Annotated in this window: 19 protein-coding genes; 9 read left to right on the top strand and 10 right to left on the bottom strand. The window is 38.6% G+C overall.

The genetic code is table 11. The features are described 5' to 3' along the window. Window position 1: 1 nt before the first annotated feature. On the top strand, window positions 2–787 hold the full coding sequence (locus B2107_RS20800) for a TIGR02757 family protein (protein WP_293957675.1): 786 nt from the start codon (window positions 2–4) through the stop codon (window positions 785–787). Between the two features lie 102 nt (window positions 788–889). On the opposite strand, the gene gap is transcribed toward B2107_RS20800, so the two are convergent. From gap to B2107_RS20775, 5 genes are all read right to left on the bottom strand, one after another. Continuing rightward, on the bottom strand, window positions 890–1,912 hold the full coding sequence (gap, locus tag B2107_RS20795) for a type I glyceraldehyde-3-phosphate dehydrogenase (protein ID WP_293957674.1): 1,023 nt from the start codon (window positions 1,910–1,912) through the stop codon (window positions 890–892). 6 nt (window positions 1,913–1,918) lie between these two features. Further along, a complete protein-coding gene (locus tag B2107_RS20790) occupies window positions 1,919–2,524 on the bottom strand; it encodes a TlpA family protein disulfide reductase (protein ID WP_293957673.1) in 606 nt (201 codons plus the stop codon). 225 nt (window positions 2,525–2,749) lie between these two features. Continuing rightward, window positions 2,750–3,844, bottom strand: a complete 1,095-nt coding sequence (locus B2107_RS20785; RefSeq protein WP_293957672.1) for an AI-2E family transporter — start codon at window positions 3,842–3,844, stop codon at window positions 2,750–2,752. A 375-nt stretch (window positions 3,845–4,219) separates the two neighbouring features. Further along, window positions 4,220–7,258: an AAA family ATPase gene (locus B2107_RS20780; RefSeq protein ID WP_293957671.1), complete on the bottom strand. Its 3,039-nt coding sequence runs from the start codon at window positions 7,256–7,258 to the stop codon at window positions 4,220–4,222. A gap of 4 nt (window positions 7,259–7,262) precedes the next feature. Next, window positions 7,263–8,468 carry a metallophosphoesterase family protein gene (locus tag B2107_RS20775; protein ID WP_293957670.1) on the bottom strand — a complete coding sequence of 402 codons (1,206 nt, stop codon included), beginning with the start codon at window positions 8,466–8,468 and terminating at the stop codon, window positions 7,263–7,265. Window positions 8,469–8,746: 278 nt separating this feature from the next. Here B2107_RS20775 and B2107_RS20770 point away from each other — a divergent pair, with 278 nt between their 5' ends. Further along, window positions 8,747–9,409, top strand: coding sequence for a prolyl oligopeptidase family serine peptidase (locus B2107_RS20770; RefSeq protein WP_293957669.1), 663 nt, complete (start codon window positions 8,747–8,749; stop codon window positions 9,407–9,409). 69 nt (window positions 9,410–9,478) lie between these two features. Here B2107_RS20770 and B2107_RS20765 read toward each other — a convergent pair whose 3' ends face one another. Then, window positions 9,479–10,237 carry a murein L,D-transpeptidase catalytic domain family protein gene (locus B2107_RS20765; protein WP_293957668.1) on the bottom strand — a complete coding sequence of 253 codons (759 nt, stop codon included), beginning with the start codon at window positions 10,235–10,237 and terminating at the stop codon, window positions 9,479–9,481. A gap of 81 nt (window positions 10,238–10,318) precedes the next feature. Then, window positions 10,319–11,338: a L,D-transpeptidase gene (locus tag B2107_RS20760; protein WP_293957667.1), complete on the bottom strand. Its 1,020-nt coding sequence runs from the start codon at window positions 11,336–11,338 to the stop codon at window positions 10,319–10,321. Window positions 11,339–11,611: 273 nt separating this feature from the next. Between B2107_RS20760 and B2107_RS20755 the strand changes: the two genes are divergently transcribed. Then, a complete protein-coding gene (locus B2107_RS20755) occupies window positions 11,612–12,019 on the top strand; it encodes an NUDIX hydrolase (RefSeq protein ID WP_293957666.1) in 408 nt (135 codons plus the stop codon). Window positions 12,020–12,135: 116 nt separating this feature from the next. On the opposite strand, the gene B2107_RS20750 is transcribed toward B2107_RS20755, so the two are convergent. Next, complete coding sequence (locus tag B2107_RS20750) at window positions 12,136–13,188, bottom strand: porin (protein ID WP_293957665.1); 1,053 nt, start codon at window positions 13,186–13,188, stop codon at window positions 12,136–12,138. Between the two features lie 289 nt (window positions 13,189–13,477). Between B2107_RS20750 and B2107_RS20745 the strand changes: the two genes are divergently transcribed. Both B2107_RS20745 and B2107_RS20740 read left to right on the top strand, forming a co-directional pair. Beyond that, window positions 13,478–14,782, top strand: a complete 1,305-nt coding sequence (locus B2107_RS20745; protein WP_293957664.1) for an ammonium transporter — start codon at window positions 13,478–13,480, stop codon at window positions 14,780–14,782. 143 nt (window positions 14,783–14,925) lie between these two features. Continuing rightward, a complete protein-coding gene (locus B2107_RS20740) occupies window positions 14,926–15,231 on the top strand; it encodes a hypothetical protein (RefSeq protein ID WP_293957663.1) in 306 nt (101 codons plus the stop codon). Here the strand turns inward: B2107_RS20740 and B2107_RS20735 are convergent. Then, entirely contained in the window at window positions 15,228–15,758 is a 531-nt protein-coding gene (locus B2107_RS20735) for a lipocalin family protein (protein ID WP_293957662.1), read from the bottom strand. The two genes, B2107_RS20740 and B2107_RS20735, sit on opposite strands and share 4 nt — an antisense overlap. A 172-nt stretch (window positions 15,759–15,930) precedes the next feature. Here B2107_RS20735 and B2107_RS20730 point away from each other — a divergent pair, with 172 nt between their 5' ends. The 3 genes from B2107_RS20730 (at window position 15,931) to B2107_RS20720 (ending at window position 19,351) form a co-directional block, all read left to right on the top strand. Beyond that, window positions 15,931–16,329, top strand: coding sequence for a DUF4268 domain-containing protein (locus tag B2107_RS20730; RefSeq protein WP_409529659.1), 399 nt, complete (start codon window positions 15,931–15,933; stop codon window positions 16,327–16,329). Window positions 16,330–16,452: 123 nt separating this feature from the next. Further along, window positions 16,453–17,247, top strand: a complete 795-nt coding sequence (locus tag B2107_RS20725) for a S1/P1 nuclease (RefSeq protein ID WP_293957660.1) — start codon at window positions 16,453–16,455, stop codon at window positions 17,245–17,247. A 313-nt stretch (window positions 17,248–17,560) separates the two neighbouring features. Further along, on the top strand, window positions 17,561–19,351 hold the full coding sequence (locus B2107_RS20720) for an ABC transporter ATP-binding protein (RefSeq protein ID WP_293957659.1): 1,791 nt from the start codon (window positions 17,561–17,563) through the stop codon (window positions 19,349–19,351). A 9-nt stretch (window positions 19,352–19,360) separates the two neighbouring features. Here B2107_RS20720 and B2107_RS20715 read toward each other — a convergent pair whose 3' ends face one another. After that, window positions 19,361–20,299, bottom strand: a complete 939-nt coding sequence (locus tag B2107_RS20715) for a multidrug resistance efflux transporter family protein (protein ID WP_293957658.1) — start codon at window positions 20,297–20,299, stop codon at window positions 19,361–19,363. Between the two features lie 161 nt (window positions 20,300–20,460). Here B2107_RS20715 and fabV point away from each other — a divergent pair, with 161 nt between their 5' ends. Beyond that, complete coding sequence (gene fabV / locus B2107_RS20710; RefSeq protein ID WP_293957657.1) at window positions 20,461–21,663, top strand: enoyl-ACP reductase FabV; 1,203 nt, start codon at window positions 20,461–20,463, stop codon at window positions 21,661–21,663. The last annotated feature ends 3 nt before the right edge of the window (window positions 21,664–21,666 follow it).

Genomic DNA, 21,666 nt, shown 5'->3' with positions numbered 1-21,666 from the left:
AATGACAATTGCAGCTGATTTTGATCTGAAAGATTTTTTGGATAAGAAAGTTGAGGAATATAATCAACCTAATTTTATACCCAATGATCCGATAGTTATTCCACATCAATTTTCTGCGAAGCAGGATATTGAGATCATGGGTTTCCTGGCGTCAATTATGGCTTGGGGCCAAAGGAAGACGATCATCAATAAATGCAAGGAGCTTATTGATCGAATGGATGGTTCACCGTACGACTATATTATGAATCATCAAGAGCAAGATCTAAAAAGTTTGTTGGGGTTTAAACACCGTACATTTAATGACACGGATATTCTCTACTTCATTGAATTTTTCAAATATCATTATGGTCATTTTGATTCTTTGGAAGATGCTTTTCTGGTAGGGCAGGAGAATAGAAAGGAGATTGATATTGAACTGGCGCTTAATACATTTAAAATGTATTTTTTTTCACTGCCGGACTATCCCTATCGCACACGTAAGCATATTAGTAGCCCCGCACAGAAGTCCACTGTTAAACGAATCAATATGTTTTTACGCTGGATGGTTAGACAGGATAACAAAGGTGTGGATTTCGGTATCTGGAATCGCCTTTCACCAAAAGATCTGATCTGCCCTTGCGATGTTCATGTGGAGCGTGTGGCGCGTAAATTTGGTTTGATTACATTTGATAAAGTCAATTGGAAGACAGCGCAGGAGTTAACAGCAAACTTACGTTTACTTGATCCGCTGGATCCCGTCAAATATGATTTCGCCTTATTCGGTCTGGGAGTAGAAAGGGAACTGTAATTAAAAAGCCTGTATAAAATACAGGTTTTTTAATTACAGTTCATTTTTACCCAAATAAATCATAATCCCTATCTTAAATCAGTATAGCAGACAGCCGTTCATTTAGGCAAAAGATTTTTCATTTAAATGATCAATCTTAATCAGTAAATCAACCAATCGATTGGAATAACCAAATTCATTATCGTACCAACCAACTACTTTGACCAACCCCCCAACAATGGAAGTGAGCTGAGCATCAAAAACGCAGGAATAAGGGTTATTGATGATATCAACTGAAACGATTGGATCTTCTGTATAATACAGCACTTCCTTCAATTCATTTTCGGCTGCCGATTGAAAGGCCTTATTAATTTCTTCAACCGTGGTCTGCCTTTCAAGCGTACAGGTGAAGTCCGTTAATGAACCATTGAGGACAGGGACACGTATTCCAGCGCCGCCGAGCTTATTCTGTAAATGGGGAAAAACGTTGGTGATAGCTTTAGCTGCACCTGTTGTTGTTGGAATGATTGCAGATGACGCTGCCCGCGCTCTCCGTAAATCTTTATGTGGTGCATCATGAAGATTTTGATCGCCTGTCATGGAATGCACCGTTGTGATATAACCATCTTTTATGCCCCAATGGTCATCTAAAATTTTTACTAAGGGAGCAACATTATTGGTCGTGCAGGAGGCATTGGATAAAATGGATGCAGAAAGATCGATAGTCTGATCATTAATGCCGAGCACCACTGTCGGAATATCCTTGTCTTGCGCCGGTGCCGAAATAATTACTTTCTTTGCACCTGCCTCTAAATGTAAAGCTGATTTGGCACGTGTCGTAAAATGCCCTGTTGATTCTATCACAACATCGATATCTAATTCTCTCCACGGGAGCATCGAAGGATCTTTTTCATTAATAACGCGGATTGCTCTGCCATTAATAATGATGTGATTTTCGTCGTGGGACACAGTGCCATAAAAAGGGCCGTGCACCGAATCATATTTAAATAAATGGGCAAGCGTCTTTGTATCTGTCAAATCATTTATTGCAATGATCTTTATCTCATCAGAAGCTCCGCGAAGAAAAATATTACGCAATGTATTTCTGCCAATACGGCCGAATCCGTTGATTGCTATGTTGAGCATTTCAGATTATTTATGAAATTCGCTTATTGCTTCGTTGATATTTTTTTCGCCCTCCCAATGTGCTTTCAGTTTACCATCTGCTCCATAAACATAATTCGCTGGGAATTGTGTCGGCACATGAATTTTTTGAATAAATGTCTGATCTTTATCGATCAATACTTCAACATTTGATGCTTTGGATAATTTTGGAGCAAAACTGTCAAAAAAGCCCAATACTAAAGCAGGGTCATTCATGGAGATATAATAAATATTTACATCTTTTAAACGATCTATGTTTTTTTCTAACTCGACAGCCTCGTGCTGACAATGGCTACAGCCTGGATCAAAAAGAATAAATACGGTATTTTTGTCTTTGGCAACATTATCGTTTGTAACTCTTATCCCGGAACGAAGTTGATAAAAAGTAAAATTAGGAAGAATGCCAGCTGGTTCGGAAGATTGGATGGGGGCCGTCTGCCCGTGATCATGTCCCGCATGGTCGTGGTTTTCTGAAGTGACCTCTTGTGTAGGTGTGGTTTTGCCTTCAGTTTTTGATTTGTTATTGTCGCCACATGAGTATAGGATTCCAGCTATGAATACCGCTGTTACTCCTAAGACTATTTTTTTGTTCATAGAATACATTTGCTTTTAAATCAGTATCAATGATTTGATCTTTTCTTTCGTTAGCATCCAATATTAGATTTTTAATTATCAGCAATACTCGAATACATTAACGAACCAAAACTATGAAAAAAAGCGGATTTTATGCCTTACAATTTTATTTATGACAGTTTACTGGATATCGAGTTTGGTGATTAGATACATGTCGATAGACACATTTCAATTGTTTAGCTTTCCTTACTCGATAATATTTGGTTTCTCACCCATTGCCCCAGATTCTATTAGGGATGTTGACTGAATAATTTCTGGTGCGCTTTTTCCAAATTCAATACTGTAAACTTTGAGAAGTACACCAACACAGGATAGAATTAAAGGACCAAATATTAGTCCAAGCATACCGAACAAATTTAACCCAAGTAGTACACCGAATACCGTAATTAGGGGATGTACATCACCCAGCTTTTTTAAGATGGTAAAGCGGAGAACATTATCTATACTCCCTATAATAATGATTCCATACAAAGCAAGACCTATAGCACTTCCGGATTGGCCATTGGCGAGTAGAAATAGTGCGGCTGGTAAATAGACCACCATTGTTCCTAAGATTGGAATTATTGTGGAGACAGCCGTTAATATTCCTAAAAAAATAGGACTTTCCAGTCCAAAAAACCAATAGCCAAGTCCGGCAACAATCCCTTGACACATGGCTAAAATTGGAATACCAATAGCATTGGATTTCACCATCATGTCGAACTCTTTCCATAACTCAGCCTTGCTAGCTTTGGTAAAAGGAATGGCGTTATAAATTGTTTCCTCCAGCCTCTTGCTGCTTACAAGCATAAAATAAAGTACAAATAATGCCACGAGTAAATTGACTCCAACTTCTGCGACGGAGTTAAGAATATTGGGTATAAACTTAGCCGCTCGCTGGAGCGTTTGCATCAATGCAGAATCTGAAAGGTCAATATTACTGAAGTAGGGACTGGATTTTAAATAGCTCTTTACAGAATCAAATTTCTGCATCAGTTCGTCTTTGTTGCTAATGACCTCTGTAACCTGGGGTACCATGTAGTTGATTAGCAGATAAAGCGGTCCAACTAAAAAAACAATTGTCAGTAAGATTAATAGAATACTTGCCGCCGACTTATTCCATCTTTTTTCTTCGGTGAGCTTATAGTTGATTTTTCTAAATAGAATATAGAGCGTTATCGCCCCTAAAAAACCTGGTAAATAATAAAATAAGCTCGTAAAGATCAATATGCATATCGCTAGTATGATGAGGATAAGCATAATTTGATTAATGGAATTATTGTTGATTTGTTTGTATTTCATATAGTTGACAAATATACTGTCTTTGACCTGTTTTATCGTATGACAATATTTCTTTAGAAAAGTTTTATAATGCTACGTTATACTTCTTTTTTTGAACCTTAGTTTTGGTTGTACGGCATTAGAATATCTTTTAAGATAGTCAGGATATCATAGTGCTTGATAAATAACATGGACTGTTGAATGTGCGGGGAATGGCAACTGCTTCCAGATTGGATCGTATTACTATTCGTTTTGCTTCCCTTAAGAAAAAAAGGATGAGACCCTTTCCCTTTTTTGCTGTTCGAAAATAAGCCCATAATCTTTATTTTTTAGTTATTGCGGCCTTTTTGCAACGAATATGACCGCAATAACTAATATACAAAATAACTTTTGATCTTAATTAATAAAAATTTGACTACCGTGGTCTTCATCTTTTTCTATGGAAAGGGATATTGGAATTCTTTCTTTGAGCTCCTCAACATGAGAAATGATCCCTACAATACGATTTTCGCGGCGTAGCTCTAGCAGGGTTTCAAATACAATATTGATTGACGCGTTATCTTGTGTGCCAAAACCTTCATCAATAAAGAAAAAGTTTTTGCTCGCTTTCGTACTCGACTGCACGCTCTCCGCGAGCGCGAGCGCCAGGCTTAGCGATACTTGAAAAGCCTGACCTCCGGATAAAGTTTTTACACTACGACTCTTCCCTTCATTTAAATAATCTATAATCTCAAACTCATTGTTTTCGTTTATCTGCAGACTAAGTTGATTTCGTGTCATACGGTGAAAACGAATATTGGCGTGGTCGCACAATTGACGTAGATAAATTGAAGAAACATATTGTACAAAACCGGCACCTTTAAATAGATTGAAGAGTTGTTTCAAATTTTCATTACGTAAGTTTAGCTTCATTTGTTGCTGCAGAAGGGTCTCTTTTTTAGCGTAGGAAATCATCAATTGGTTGAGTTCCTGCCTCAGCTTGGCAACATTTTCAGTACTTTCTTTCAATTGTTGAGCGCTTTCTTTCAGCGCCTTTTCCTGTTCAATAAAGATTGTTTCCTCGTACACTTGGTCAACGAGCTTATGTTCCAGTTGAGCAATCTGCGCCTTTACAGTTTCGAAATCTATTTGAAACTGTTCCAGCTCAAGTCGGATCTGCTGTACAGGCAAGTTTTGTGCGAGTATCTGCTTAACCTCCTCGATCGCATTAAACGGCGAAGCTAAAAGATGCTGCTGAAACGTGTTGTCAACTTCCAGAATTTCACTTTCAATTGTTTGGAGTCGTTCCAAAATGGCATTCACCACACTGTTTTGCCCTGCGAACTGACTGTTTAACTCGCTTAGCTTATCGTTTACCGAAACAAACTCTTTTTCTACCGTAATATTTGAGGTTTTGATTGCGTTATATTCTTCTTCGACAGTTTGGGCATCTTTCGATTCGTAATCGAACCAGCTGAGGAGTTTTAAATTGCCAATATTTTGATTGATCTGTGCTTGCTTGCTTACTTCGTCGCGTTCAAATTGCCCCAGGGCTTTGTTGTATTTCTCCAGATTTTCCTCTACAGACGCTAAAGCAGTCTGATCATTTACAAGCTGATTTTCGAGGGCCTGGATTAGGGTGTCAATTTTGGAAAGCTCCTGTTTTTTGGAAGCATAGATCGATTCATCTGTACTGCTATAGCCAGTCCATACAAATTCATTGAAATGGGCCATTTCTATGGACTTATGCAATTCAATTTTCGTGTTCAGTTCGTGTTTTTGATCTGTCAATGATTGCAGGCGAAGAACAAGTTTCTCCACTTGGAATTTTTGATCCTGTTTTAGTTTTAGGAGTTCGGTCGTGTCGGTCATCAATTTTTCATGAGCAAGGATTTCTAGAGAAATATCCTGCCCATGGTTGACCATTGGATGTTCAATAGCCCCACACAGGGGGCAAGGCGATCCTTCTTTCAAATCTTTAGCATATTGGGATAGCCGCTGCTGCAAAAGCAGATGGGCCTTTTCGTCCTGTAGCTTATTGAGTTTTTGTTCCAATTGGTGAACAACACGGGCATGAGTTGATTGAAATTCCTCCAGGTTGACGTCGGCATGCTTTAATTCTCGTCTGATTTCGCTGGCATTGTTTTCTAAATCGACCAATTGCTTATTAAGCTCTTTTTCTTGTTGTTGTATACCCTGTTGTTTAGTATACCATCGGCCCAATTCCATCAATTCATGCGGCGAAGGTTTAGCACGCTTTAAATTCGAAATCTCACTTTCAGTTTCCTGGATTTTTGCTTTATAATGCGCTTGTTGTTTTTTCGCTTCTACGACAAAATGGCGGCCTTTTTCAGCGCGATCTTGCAAGCCTTTAATTTCATTGGAAAAGGTAATCAATTGCTGTATCAATTCAAGATCCAATTCCTGCATACGGCGTCGCGGCAGCAGTTCATATTTCGGTTTTAATACATTTAAGCGAGATTGATGTTGCAGTATAAGCTGTTGTATTTCTGCCTTTTTTGCTTCTTCGTTCGCCAATTTTCTTTGCGTTGATCCCTTATCAATATCTAATTTTTCTTTGGATTGGAGCCTGTGTAAAAATTTGGCTTGGGCCTCCTCAAACCGGCTTAATCGTAGCCTTAAATTCTCCTTTTGTACTTTCTGTTCAAGTAATTCCTCGTAACGTAATTTCATCCGGTTCAATTCAAGAAAATCCGCTTTAAGTTTTTGGAGCAGCATGAATTTTTCATGCTGTACTTTATGCGAAGATTCTATAAAAGCGAAAGATTGAAGTTCAACCTGTAACTTTTCGTTGGTGGCTGCTACAAGGTCTGAAGTGATCTCCTCAAATCCAAATAATTGACCATTCAAGTGATCTAATTCCGATTGATTTTTCTTATATAGTGCGGAAACTTTATCCTGTAGGTCGAACCGATGCAATTGAAAAATCTCTTTCATCATATCGGTGCGCTCCCTGGCGCCAAGTTCTATAAATTCCTTGAATTGTCCTTGTGGAATGATGATTGTTCTTTTGAAATTCTCATAGCTTAGTCCTATTATTCGCTGTGTATTACTGCTTTCCAATGGTACCCATGTATCATTTAATTTCTCATAGAGCACGACCGTTGGCGATTTAACGTCATCGAAGTTTTTGGAGTTCCGTTTAAATTCGCGCGTAACTCTAAATGTGCGTCCTTCAAAGTTGACAAAATCAAGTTCTATATATGACTTGTTTGACTTCAGATTCATCATATTATATCCACGTTTGTCGCGTGCATTCAAACGTTCTGTTTCCCCATATAACGCATAAGTAATCGCTTCTAATATGGACGATTTACCAGAGCCCACTGTGCCGAAAATACCAAAAAGTCCAGCTTCGAGAAGTGCAGTAAAATCGATCGTCTGGCGATCCTGATAGGAATAGATGCCCTCTAATATTAGCTTTAATGGAATCATGCAATTAAGAATTTAAAATTTCGCGAAATAGATCAAGGATATCGTCATTGGGCGCTTGATTGGCATTTCTGGATTTAAAATAATCTTGAAACAATGCAGATATGTCTTGCTTAAGATTGATTTCGTTGGTGTCTATAGATTCGCCATCACGCTGTTTAACCACCGGAATCAAATAGATTATTCCTGAATGCGCCTGATAGATCCGCTTGCGGTCTTCTGCTTTCAAAAAGGTGTCGGATTTCAATGTCAATTCTATCAAGGCATCTGGATTTGCTTCTAGCCAGGAAATGCAACTTTCAATATCCTCAAATGTTTTTCTAAATAATGGTTTGCCTTGTGTAAGTGGAATCGGAGTTACTGCAGCCTGTGTATTGGGCGATACATCTACTAGCGCTACAAATTTGGTTTTCCCAGCCTCTGAAAAACTATAACATAGGGGAGATGATGCGTAGATAACTGGTTTCTCTGGAGAGCCTATATTTTGATAACCATGTAGATGTCCTAATGCCGTATATTGGACTTGTTCCGGAATAGCTTGTGAATAGATCAAGTCTGCATTTCCTATTTTGACCGGCTTTTCACCATCCGGCTCTTCCAAAAGTGGACGACCTAACTTATTCATATAAAGATGGGCAATGAGGATATTAATGCCTTTTTCATCACAATAGGTCTCGGCAATTTTTTTCCATTCGGAAGATAAAACCTCATTTAACTTACTTTCTTTATCTTCACCTAAATATTGTTTTAAGCGGATCTCATTGGCATAAGCGGTATGAAGGATTCGAATCGTATGCTCATACTGAGGTAGTTTCAAGATGATAATGCCTTTATCTGCATGTACAACAGCGAAGCCTTCCGTAGCAAAAGGAGTGACGACGGCGTGCGGATGGCCGATTAAGATAATTCCGGAGGCCCTTGCCAACGGATCGGGTGCATCAATCAAATGTGGTGAATCATGATTCCCGGCAATAGCAATTACAGGACGCATGCCATCCTTACTAAGACGTTTGATTGTTTTATAGAATAGCTCAATTGCTTCCACTCCCGGGTTAAAAGCATCAAAGAGATCTCCGGCAATAATTACTAGGTCGACATTTTCCTGATCGGCAATCTGAACGATCTCATCCATAACCAGGGCCTGTTCGTCTATTCGAGAGAAACTTTCCAGTCGTTTTCCAAGGTGCCAATCGGCGGTATGTAATATTTTCATGTGAGAACTTCGATTTGCGTCAACAGTTACAAACTAAGATAAATTTGATCTGAAATGCAATTATAATTGGATGGAATCGTATAAATGAACGCTCGTTGCTTATTGTAGATTCAGCTGATTAGCGATGTTTTGAATCACAAACAGACTGTCGAAAATGTTAAATCTTGTTAAATACGGTTGTCAAAAATCATTTAATTGTATTTTTAATGATCCAAATTAAGCTAAATTTTATATACATAAGTATGCAAAGAGTTTATTTATATCTATGTTTTTTCTGTATGCTAGTGATACGTGTAAATGCGCAGGAAATACAAGCGATTAGAGGAGAAACGACCTATCCCTTTTTATTGAAAAATTCTGGACCAGATTCTTCCAATATGGAGAAGCAACCTCTTTTCGTTTTTTTGCATGGGCGGAGTCTTTCCGGTACAAATTTGGATCGTGTAAAGCGCTATGGTATCCTTTATGCTATCAATAAGGGGCAGGAAGTTCCAGGTATTATTGTTGCTCCACAGTCAAAGGGTGGCTGGGATGCAGATAAAGTAATGGAAATTGTGGATTATGTCATCGGACATTACAATGCTGACCCGGACCGTATTTATGTATGTGGTATGAGTATGGGGGGCTACGGCACTATGGATGTGGCTGGTAAATATCCGCAAAGGGTAGCGGCAGCTGTGGCCATATGTGGTGGTGGATCGAGTCAGTATGCGTCCAACCTGACCCAGGTGCCCATTTGGTTGCATCATGGAACGGCCGATCGGGCGGTGCCAATTTCAGAATCTAAAAAAATTATGCGGGCGATAAAAAAAGAAGATCCAGATGCTAATGTGAGTTTGAATGTGATAAAAGGAGGTACACATGGAAGTGTAGAGCGATTATTTCACGACGATGCAATTTACAATTGGATGTTGAAATTTAGGAAAAGGCACAAGTCTTAAAAGATTTGTCAGCTGGTATAGCTGCTTTGAATAAAAAAAACCTGATGAATCACCATCAGGTTTTTTTTATTAGCCTTCATTGTTAAACGTAGACTGTCTTTTTTGAAACTGGGCCATCAGAATATTCGGTTGATGGATCAAGTGAGTTTTGCTTAAATATTCAGCGTTATCTGCGTAAATAAACAATAATGTGCCATCTTTGATGGTATTAATGATAGGGGCTGCAAATTCTCTCGGAACGGCAGGGCAGCCGTAACTTTTTCCGAGTCTACCTAAACTCGCTATTGTTCCATTGCTACAATAATCTGCACCATGCATCACTACATATCTCGCTTTGGCATTATCATTTATCCCTTTCTCAAGACCATTCAGTACCAATGAATAGCCATTCTCACCATTGTATGTATTTTCAGTCGTGAAGAATCCTAACGAACTTTTGAGCGATTCCTGTTGATTTGAAAAATTTACCGCATAATTCTCGCCGCTATTTTTGCCATGCGAAACTAACGTATTAAACAGTACCTTTTTCTGCGCAAGATCTAATACTACAAGCCTCTTTTCAGTGGATGCCAGCGAGAAATCGATGACCGTCATGATATCTTTGTTGTGGATAGGAAGGGCTTTTCTACCTTCCATTGCTTGACGAAAAGCTTCGTATTGTAATACTTGAGCTAGGTTCATTTCATCATATAAGGAATCAACTTCTGTACGTTGACGCTCCACATTTATACGATGCTTGCTGGCTTGTTGCTGTGTTGTTTTTAATTCTTCTTGTGATGAAAGTGCTGTATTAAGCGCCATCAAAAGAAAGATAAACGTATTTCCCATTTTACTCCTTTTCTCTATAGATGTTTACAAAAGTAACAATTAAAATTAATACATATTTGATTTACAGAATGTTAAATATTGTTAATCAATAACTATAACGAGTGACGAAAAGTCTTTTGACCGTTTATAGACAAATTGAGCATGAGATGACGCATTTCTGACGCACATGTGTGATTTGGGAATAGTTCCAAGCGTTTCGCTATATTCGATGATATTGCCATTTGGGTTGTTAACAGGAATACCGTGTATATATGCACCTGCAGTAAACCGGGTGGCATAAGGCGCAAATCCACCATAAATTTTGGTTCCATCTTTGTAATAAAACATCTTCGATTTATGTTCTTGCACCACAAAAAGACCAGTGGGCGTTTCCTGGGCATGCGGAGGCTTATGTCGCCCGCTGGTTGCTGGATTCATGCTTCTGACGAGCCATTCATTTCCAGCTTTTTCCAATGTACAGATATTTTGGTTTTTAATATCTACAATTGTAACAAATTTAAATTCAATCGTATCGCGAATAATTTGAAGATAGCGCTTTGGCACGTTGTATTTCCCTTCAAACGAAATACCTTCGACCGAAACCCTGTCTAGGCTGTCGGGTCCCTGCACACGGACCAGCCACCCATCGCGGCCATAACGCAACGCTTGATTGCTGTTTAGATCGTAGAGTGGTGCGGCCTGATAACGCTCCACATTAAAGCTGTCAGAAACCCGTTTATAAGAGTCCCGTTTGTAGCCCTGAATTGTTGGCGCTTCACCTTTCTCATTCTGATAGTTTTGAAGTACAGCGTATAGGGAAGGAGTTTGTTGAAAATTGGTAACAAATGCTAAGCGTTCTTTAATTTTGTGCCATTGGAAAGTTCGTGTAGTATCCTTATAAGGATAGGTATCTTGCAGGGTATATTTTTTATACTGTAGCTCTTTTTTGATAATTATATCTTCGACTGTGATTAGCTTTGGTTTTTCATTTAACTTTTCAGGCACCTCTTTTTTTTGTTGACTATTGGGTGGCTTCGGCTTTGCGCTATCTTTTTTACCCTGTTGGCATCCAGTCAACAGGAAAATTAGACTTAGTACTAGACATGCTAATCTTGGACTCATATATGGATTTATAAATTATTGCTTTATGGTTTAAACTTACCTAAATTGTTGATGATTTGCAATTTTATTGTGCGTGATTAAGAACACTTTAAGGGAATACTGCCAATCACAGGTGTTTTAAATCACGTGATGGGAACGAATGACTATTGTCTTTTTTGGGTGCTTAACTGACCTGAATCTATTCAGTTGCTGACTTAATGAAAGTCAGGTCAAAGCGGTAAATGTTTTGCATCAGCAATAAAAACGCTAGCTTTGCCATTTGAATTACACGATATGGATACAATTGTTATTTGTTCGGCGGCGATCCTCAGTCCTGATGGCAATTTGTTGATGGTTCGGAAAAAAGACTCCGCTTATTTCCAGTTACCAGGAGGCAAAGCAGCACCGGGAGAGAGTCAGGAGGAGACGTTGATACGTGAGCTTCGCGAAGAGCTAAGGTTTGATGTACCGAAAAAGGATTTAGAATTTTTAGGTAGCCATACAGCACATGCCGTCAATGAGGCAAATACGCTGGTAGCGGGTAATATTTATTTAATTAGATTGAGGGTGGCTCAGTCTTTTAAAGCTTATGAGGAGCTCGTAGAGGTAGTTTGGATCAAGCCGGACAATTGGCCAAGTTTTAAGCTAGCGCACCTGGCGGCAGAGTTTGTTATTCCCCGTTGGCTCTCTGGAAAATTGTAAATTTAAACAAATGATTTAATCTTTAAATATTGATATTTCTGTATAGCTGCCTGGCTAAAATAAAAGAGCGGAGTTCTACCTGAATTCCGCTCCTTTATTTTTGCTGAATATTCTTTCTAGAAACTGTAGACACAGGCTAACAAAAATTGTCCGGCAGATTTCGTTGGACTTAAATCATTTTTGATGAATCTTTCTGTATTTCCTTTATCAATTCTAATCTCCGGTATAAATTTGAAGCCGTGATAACTGTATTCTGCTGTTAATGTTGTAGCGAGAATATTGGTACTTGGGATCCCATTTTCCTCTTCCTTATGTGTTTGGAAAAACTCTTCACGCAATCCTAATCCAAAATTTTCCGAAAAGTGAACTCTTGGATAGAGAGCGACGCCCGTATATCCTCCACCATCTCTCTTTTTATAATTGGTTGCATTTAAACCAAGGAAAAATTTGGGTGAGAAATCATAGTTAGCTACGAGGTCAATCAATGTTCCTGAACTATAATTTGTTTTTCCACCTGCTGAGGATCCTGTGAGAAAATTAAGATAAAAGCTACTTTTATCATTGGGTGTATAAGCTAGCTGGGAGCCTAGGTGCGACACACCGTTCATATCTTGGTACACGTTCCAGTCATTAAATATTCCGAACATTAACGCCACCTTATCTGAGAAACTGTACGTTGCTTTCAGTCCCGCATCTTGAAAAGGTCCTGCACCAAAAAGATAAGATGTTGAATAATGAAAATTGTAGGTGGGAGATATCACTTCAAAGCCTACAAATGTTCCCATAAAACCTGCAGTAAGATTTAGTTTTTCAGTGAGGTCGTAGCCTACATAGAGATTTTGTATGTGAAAGCTATTTTTATCATCACCAGCTTGACCGTCTCCATTCATGATAGAGCGATATTGACCGCGAGGTCCAAAAGATAACTCGCCTACAAATGAAGCCTTTTTAAATTTCTTTTTAACAGCTAAATCTACCATTCCGATGGAAACGGAATTGTTGTCTTCTGTGAAATAGGTGTTAATATTTGGTTTGTTTTGGAAGTCATATTTCCAATAGGTGTCGACAGAACCGGATATTTCGATTCCCTTTTCTTTGTTTTCTTCTTGTGATAAGGCTGTGTTTATAAGAAATACAGATAAAATTACTGTTGTAAGAAGTTTTTTCATGTTTTTGGAGGTTTAAGTTTGATTTGTTTGGATTTTTTGCTGTTTTTATTTTCTAATTGCTCTTTTTACCATGGTTTTAAGTCGAATTTTATAGATTAATAATGGTTTTTGTTTTTGTTATTGTGAAATTATGTAAAAAAAATCAAAAAAAATAAATAATGATGGTATTTTTTTAATAAAAAGACTTTATATTTGATAAAAATATAAATGATAATAGGTTTTTGTTTTGTTTTTGTATTTTTTCAACAATTTTATTAAAGTATTAATAAACACTAATCAGTTTAAACAAATGAAAAAAATTATTCCACTTATTGTTCTAGTTCTTTTAGGAGTATTAGGACTTGTATTTCCTTCAATTGACTTGTCTGATCTGAATAAGGCAGAGTTTGATACAGGAGACACCGCCTGGTTGTTAACTTCTTCTGCATTGGTATTGATTATGACGCCGGGACTTGCATTTTTTTATGGTGGTATGGTTAGCAAAAAAAATGTGATATCAACCATGATGCAAAGTTTCATCTGCATGTGCTTGATGACAATTCTTTGGGTAATCGTTGGTTTTAGTTTAGCTTTCGGAGACGATATCGGCGGAATCGTGGGCGATCCACGTACATTTTTTATGATGAAAGGTACATTGGGAAATGTTGCATGGGGAGCACTGCCAACCATACCTTTGGTTTTATTCGCTATGTTTCAGCTAAAATTTGCGATTATCACGCCAGCGCTGATTACAGGTGCTTTTGCAGAACGTATTCGCTTCAATTCATTTATGCTATTTATCATTCTATTTAGCATTTTTATCTATATGCCATTGGCTCATGCAACTTGGCATCCTGAGGGAATTTTAGCCAAGTTTGGTGTTCTTGATTTCGCTGGTGGTACTGTTGTGCATATGTCGGCGGGCTGGGCAGCATTAGCGGCCGCGATCTACTTAAAAGGCCGCAAAATACAAGTCCATAATCCTGCACGTATCAGCTATGTGATTTTGGGTACTGCTCTATTGTGGTTTGGTTGGTTTGGATTCAACGCAGGTTCTGCAGGAGGTGCAAATTCCTTAGCGGCTTATGCTTTTGCAACAACGACTACTGCCTCAGCTATGGCTGCTATGGCATGGATATTTGTTGATATTATCCGTGGAAAGAAACCTTCTGCAATGGGAGCATGTATCGGTGCTGTGGTTGGGCTGGTAGCGATTACTCCCGCCGCTGGCTTTGTTAGCATCCCACACGCAATGATTATTGGTCTGGTGGGCGCATTGGTCAGCAACCTTGTTGTTTACCTAAGAAGTAAAACAAGTATTGATGATACATTGGATGTATTCCCTTGTCACGGAGTAGGCGGTATGGTGGGTATGGTGCTTACAGGTGTATTTGCACATCATAACATCAACCCCGTGGTGGTAGACAACGGGCTGTTTTTTGGCGAAACAAAATTATTCTTTGTTCATATGGTCGCTCTATTTGCCGTGTCATTTTTTGCTTTCGTCGGCTCATTGGTTTTATTAAAAATTACTGACCTTATTGCTCCACTTCGTGTGGAAGAAACGGACGAAGAACTTGGTTTGGATGTGACTCAACATGCCGAAGCCTTGTAATTAAGAGAAAATAAACGCCGTTTATATCTTATCCCAAACAATCTTCTGTCTAGCAGCTGTATTGTTTGGGATATTTTTTGCACCTTTGCCAAAGTCACATAAAGGCTTAGAGTGGGTAAGCAAAAATTTCTAAAAGTGAAAGTATGAGCACGGATACCAAAGAAACATTGCGTTCTGATTTTGAAAAAATGATGCGTTATTGCATACAGACAGGCGGAGATTTTGGATTCAATCTGTTTGGTGAATATGCGGTATCGGCATTAAATTTCTACGTCGGGAGTTCTATTCTGACAATAAGTGAAAAGCATGAGGCAGCGTTGTTTTTGGCTACTCTTTATAACGCAGGTATCAGAAATGTCATAAGCGATAAAGACCTTCAAGAAATTGCGGACGTGATTGCACAAGACGCAACATTAAACTACCAGTTGCTCACTCCGATTTTCAATTAATGTTTTGTCCATACAAGATCACCTGTCTTATAGCCACATTGAAGAGCATAGGTTAGAAACTGATTTCTAATTTTAGCTGGAATATCTAAATCCCTGCCTAAAATCCACATATAGTCGAGATTTTCTCCAAAGATAAGCGCATATTTGTAATCCGATGTTATTTTGACAACGTTATAGCCACTATAAAATGGGCCAAAGAACGACACCTTAAGTGCTCCTTCATTCGGACTGTTAACAAATTTGGCTTTTCCAATAGATTGTCTCCATCGTCCTTTCTCTTCGCTATACCCCTGATTATTTACGCGGATCGTACCATTTTTATTCATACTATATTCGGCGGAGACCTTACTTAAGCCAGTTTCCCAGCGAAAGTCAAGCCTTGCTATTTCATACCACTTTCCGAGATATTTATCCAAATCGAATGGATCGACAACATCCGGCCGCGAAATGACAGGTTTAAGAGCATTGTATGCTACTGTTCCTAGTGCTACCGTGGCCAAAAGCAGGAGTGATTTTTTCTTATCCATATTCATTTTTTTTCGAAATTATTTGTTAATAAAACAACAATTTTAATACCAATAAGGTTTAGAGAAGCCAGGCTATTTTATTAATTTTGTTGACTTAAAAATTGTATTGGTGTATTCAAGGGAAGAGATAAAACAATTAAAACATTCGTTCTGGACGAAGTTTGGTCAGTTTATGGCATTACATTTATCTGCGGATGGAGAAAAAGCAAATTGGATTAATTACAAAACAGGTGTAAAGCATTTGTATTTTAAAATGGATGCTGATAAAAGTGAAGCGAAAATCGCGATACAATGGTCGCAGCCGGATGCAGGTATCAGGGCGTTGATGGCTGAGCAGTTTCTTCAGTTTAGAGCTTTACTGCATGATCTGCTTGGCGAAGAGTGGATTTGGGAGATGGATGGAAGAGATGAATATGGAAAGCCAATTTGTCAGATTTATACCATTATGCAAGGGCATAGTATTTTTAGAGAGGCGGATTGGGCCGAACTTATTTCATTTTTTAAGCCCCGAATGATTGCGCTGGATGAATTTTGGTCGTCCGCAAAATATTCGTTTGATTTATTTAAATAATTTTAATTTAACTATACAAAGATGGGTTTGATACAAAATCAAATCAACATGTTTAAAACCGGCTAAATTACGCTGGAAGTTGATTTGAGACGGAAAAACAGCATCATTTAAAACAACTATTCAATGAGAAATATTATTAAGGGTTTACTCGCGATGACGTTATGTTTTCAGCTTTCATCGGTATTTGCATGGGGAACGATCGGACACCGTGTGGTTGCTGAAATTGCAGAACGTCATTTGACTAAAAAAGCGAAAAAGAATATCGAAAAAATTATTGGTCAGCAAAAGCTCGCCTATTGGGCCAATTGGGGTGACTTCATTAAGTCGGATCCTAATCCCGAATTTAAAAAATTAGGCAATTCACATTTTATCAACTTAAATTCCAATTTACCTTGGGCAGAGTTTCAGTTGGGGCTTGAAAATTCTGCCGATGAAAATTTGTATAAGACCGCTATCCGTATCGAACAATCTTTTGCTGATAAGACTATCGCTATGGATCAACAGAAGCAAAATCTTTATTTTTTGATCCATATCTTAGGGGATGCGCATCAACCCATGCATGTAAGCCGTGCTGAAGATCAGGGGGGGAATAAGATTGAAGTAAGCTGGTTCGGTAAAAAATCGAATATCCACCGTGTGTGGGATAGTGATTTAGTGGATAACGAAAAATATAGCTATACAGAGTACGCAACAGTGATCGATGTAAATAGTAAAGAGCGAAACAAACAATTGGCGGCTGGAGAACTTTCAAATTGGCTCTATGAATCCAACCAATTAGCGGAAAAAATTTATGCTGACGTAGCAAATAATGCCAATTTATCCTATTCGTATGTTTATCAAAATAAAGATGTGATGGAACAATGTATGTTGAAAGGTGGCTTACGCTTGGCTAAAGTCTTGAATCGGATCTTTGGCTAAGATATAACTTATCAATATTATAGAAAAAAGACTGTATTGTACACAAAATTGCGAGTAGAAATCAGAATTGACTTAGTGCCACAGCTTTAACGGATTAATTCCCAAAGAAAGACCAAAATCAGCTAGAATTTGGTCTTTTTTTATGTCAGCTAAAACTTAAAAAGTTATTTTCATCAAATTGATGAGATAGGCTTTTAACACAGCTTTTTTTTCTTGGTATATGTTACCTTTTGAAGCCCTAAAATGGTTTTTATGATTAGATTTAAACAATGCCCAAAGATCTTTTGTTTTCTTCGTAATAAATCAAAGTTCGATGACTATATCCCAATTGCTTAAAAAAATTGTACCATTTGCCAAACCTTACCGGCGATTGATTTTTTACACGTTACTCTTGACTATCGTGGGATCTTTTGCAGCGCAAATCAATGCTTTTATCTTGCGCTATACCGTCGATCGCATTAACGATTTGATGGTCGCCAAAGAGCCTCTTTCTAAGGGCATGTATATCGTTGGAATGATCAGTATCATTCTGCTGGCTAAAGAGATCATCTACGCGATCGTACAGTTTGGTCAGAAATTTTATGGTGAGAAACTTCGTATTTATATTGCAAGGGATTTTTCTCAATCTATTGTCGATCGGATCTTGACGTATAAATTAGCATTTTACACATCTTCAGATAACGAAAGCGGGAAATTGGCCACTCGGATAGACGCGGGGATCAGTTCATTGACGCGGTTGGTACAGAATTTTTTTATTGATATCTTACCGTTATTTGCAAATGCAATTATTGCGCTTATCTGTATGTTTTACGCGAACGTATATGTAGGTTTGATTGGGGTTGCTGTTATTCCCTTATACCTGTACATTGGGCAAACCCAGGCCTCAAAGCTGACCGGATTTAGACGGCAAATGCGGAAGTATCGGGAATCCAAAAATAATCGGATTATTAGTTTGATCGATTCCATACTAGTGATCAAATCATTCGTTCGCGAACCAGAAGAGGCCAAGCGGCATGAGACGATCCAATACGAGATGACTGAAAATCAAATGGCAACTCGGAAAACCAGTTTTCTATACGATAGCATTAAGAATTTTGTCGAACAGATTGCAGTCGTTATTATTATTGTTTTAACATCGTATTTAGTACTTTCGGGGCAGATTACCATTGGGGCAATCATGTTTCATATTATGTTGTTTAACAATGTTTCTGCGCCAATACGACAACTTCATCGTATTTACGACGAGGTCAATGATGCATTGATCTATTCGGAGTCTTTTTTTGAGATCCTAGAGTCCGATGAGCAGATTGAATCTAAAGGTGATTATATCCCTGCGCAGATCAAAGGGCATTTGGAACTTAGGAATGTGTTTTTTGAGTATCCAAACGGTACCGTTGCTTTGAAAGATGTCAGTTTCGATATCAAACCGAATGAAATAACAGCTTTGGTCGGTTTAAGTGGAGCCGGGAAGAGTACGATTATCAATTTATTGGATAAATTTTACGAACCTGCTGAAGGACAGATTTTCTTAGATGGCGTGGATTTGGCGAAATATGATACCACCTATCTACGTCAACAAATCGGAATGGTATTGCAAAAAAATCACATTTTTAAAGGAACGATTTTGGAGAATATTGAATATGGAAAAATTGGGAGCTCCAAAGATGAGATAATGGAAGCCGCTAAGAAAGCCTATATTCATCAACAGATCATGGAGCTTCCAAAAGGTTATGATTCAGATGCGCAATCTTTATCCGGTGGTCAACAGCAACGTATAGCCATCGCACGGCTGTTCCTAAAAAATCCTCCGATTATCTTTTTGGACGAACCAACGGCTAATTTGGATGCTATTGCTACCGAGCAGATCAAGAATAGCCTAGACGCCATAAAGAAGGATCGTACAGTAATCATTGTCTCTCATAGTATCTCTCAGATCATTGATTCCAATGCAATTGTTGTAATGGAAAAAGGTCGCGTCGCCGAAAAGGGCAAACATGAGGATCTTTATGCGCATAAAGGCACATATCACGCTATTTTTTCTGCGATGGCCAATAGTTTGAATCTGAGTAAAATAAGTAAGACATTACAGGCTGACGAACGATAAAAACTAAGGTCAGGCCGATCGGCTATGTAGGATCATCCCCATAACCACCAGGACGATCCCAATCGATGAAAAGCCATTTGGAAGCGCTGCATGTAAAAGAAGGACTTCGCCAATCAAAGTAAAAATAACTTCCATCGCCTGTGTGGCTTCTACGGCAGCAAGTACCTTATGGTCGTGATGGACAAGATCGGTCGCTGTAAAAAATAAAAGTGTCGCTATCACACCCGAACATAGCGCCACAAGGAAGGTTTGCAAAAGCTGACTATCTGTTGGTAATCCATTTTCCAAATAGCCAAATAGACTAAGTACAATCCAAAAAGGCATGCTACAGATTGTCATGCCTAACGTACGCTGAAAAGCATCAAGTCTATTCCCTGATATTTTCATCATCTTACGGTTGCCTAAAGGGTAGGCGACTGCACCAACTAATACTGGAATTGTTCCTAATAGCATGGTATTTAGCGAAGTGGATTGAGCTTCTGCAATTTGCATTAGGAGGATGCCGATAAAAATAATAATAGAAAACAGGAGGGAAGCTTTTGATATCCCGTTTCGGTATCCCTTCTTCTCGATTAACGGACCAATGAACATACCTGCAATGATAGTAAACTCGAAGGTACTCGCTACAAGCCAGGAGGGGCCATAATTGGCACCAAAGGTTAGGGTTGCATAAAACAAACCGAAACCAATCGTACTCCAAAGCCACCATTGTACTAAATTTGATTTTATTTCTTTCAGTAAGCTGCTGAGATTTCCCCTTATAGCGACGATAATGAACAATATGGGTAACATCCAAATAAATCGTAAGGAGGCCGTCCATTGCCAGCCTCCGCCAGACACTGCCATAATGCGATTGAGAACAAAAGTAGTGGCAAAGAAAAGCGCTGCTAAAGTTCCTAGCAGGATGGCGTTATTTTTATTCTTTTTTAGCGTAAATTGGAAAAGCATAATTAAAGTGAAAAGGATCTATACTTCAATTTGTGAAAGTAAGCAAATGCCTCTTTAATTGAAAATGAAACAAAAAGTAATTGATTTTTATCACGATTTTCTCATTTAAAATTCCTTATTTTGCCTATTCAATAAAGCAAGTAGTAAGAAAATTAATCAAGATGATTATACAACCAAGAACTAGAGGTTTTATTTGTTTAACCTCGCATCCACAAGGGGCTGCGCAAAACATTAAAAATCAAATTGAATACGTAAAATCCAAAGGTGAAATCGCGAATGGTCCAAAAAAAGTATTGGTAATCGGCGCTTCAACCGGATTTGGTATTGCATCTCGGATTTCGGCAGCATTTGGTTCTGGAGCTGCTACGATCGGCGTATTTTTCGAAAAGCCTGCAGCCGAAGGCAAACCAGGTACTGCCGGATGGTACAATTCTGCAGCTTTTGAGAAAGAGGCGCATGAGGCTGGATTGTATGCCAAAAGCATTAATGGTGATGCTTTTTCTGATGAAGTGAAAAAGCAAACTATTGAACTTATTAAACAAGATTTAGGACAGGTTGATTTAGTGGTTTACAGTTTGGCTTCACCACGCCGTACTCACCCGAAAACTGGTGTCGCGCATGCTTCTGTTTTGAAACCAATACAAGAGCCTTTTACCAATAAGACTGTAGATTTTCATACAGGCGTAATTTCAGATATTACTATTCAACCTGTCGAAAATGAAGAAGATATTGCCAATACAGTAGCAGTAATGGGTGGAGAAGACTGGAAGTTTTGGATTGAAGATCTTAAAGCTGCTGGCGTATTGGCTGAGGGTGCGAAAACTGTCGCCTACTCTTATATAGGACCTGAACTTACTTATCCGATTTATCGTAATGGCACTATTGGCCGTGCTAAAGATGATTTAGAAGGAACAGTACCTGCAATCAACGCTATTTTGAGTGATATTCATGGGGTTTCTTATGTATCGGTTAACAAGGCCTTGGTTACGCAATCAAGCTCGGCTATTCCCGTTGTTCCTTTGTATATTTCTCTTTTGTATAAAGTGATGAAAGAAAAAGGTATCCACGAGGGCACAATTGAGCAAATGCAACGTTTATTCGCTGAGCGCCTATATACAGCTGACGGAAAAGTTTCCCTCGATGAAAATGGCCGTATTCGTGTTGACGATTTGGAGATGCGTCCGGATGTTCAGGCAGAAGTTGCAGCATTATGGGAAAAAGCAACCACTGAAAATTTAGCAGAGATTTCGGATATTGAAGGCTATCGCAATGAGTTTTTCAATTTGTTCGGTTTCAATTTCGACGGTATCGATTACAACGCAGATACAAATGAAGTTGTTGGAGTGCCCAGCATCGAAAGCTAAAAT

The sequence above is a fragment of the Sphingobacterium sp. UBA7855 genome (assembly GCA_002500745.1).
In the GTDB taxonomy this organism is placed as follows: Bacteria; Bacteroidota; Bacteroidia; order Sphingobacteriales; family Sphingobacteriaceae; genus Sphingobacterium.
The sequence above is the reverse complement of the archived record's forward strand: the minus strand, read 5'-3'. Positions and strand labels throughout refer to the sequence as shown.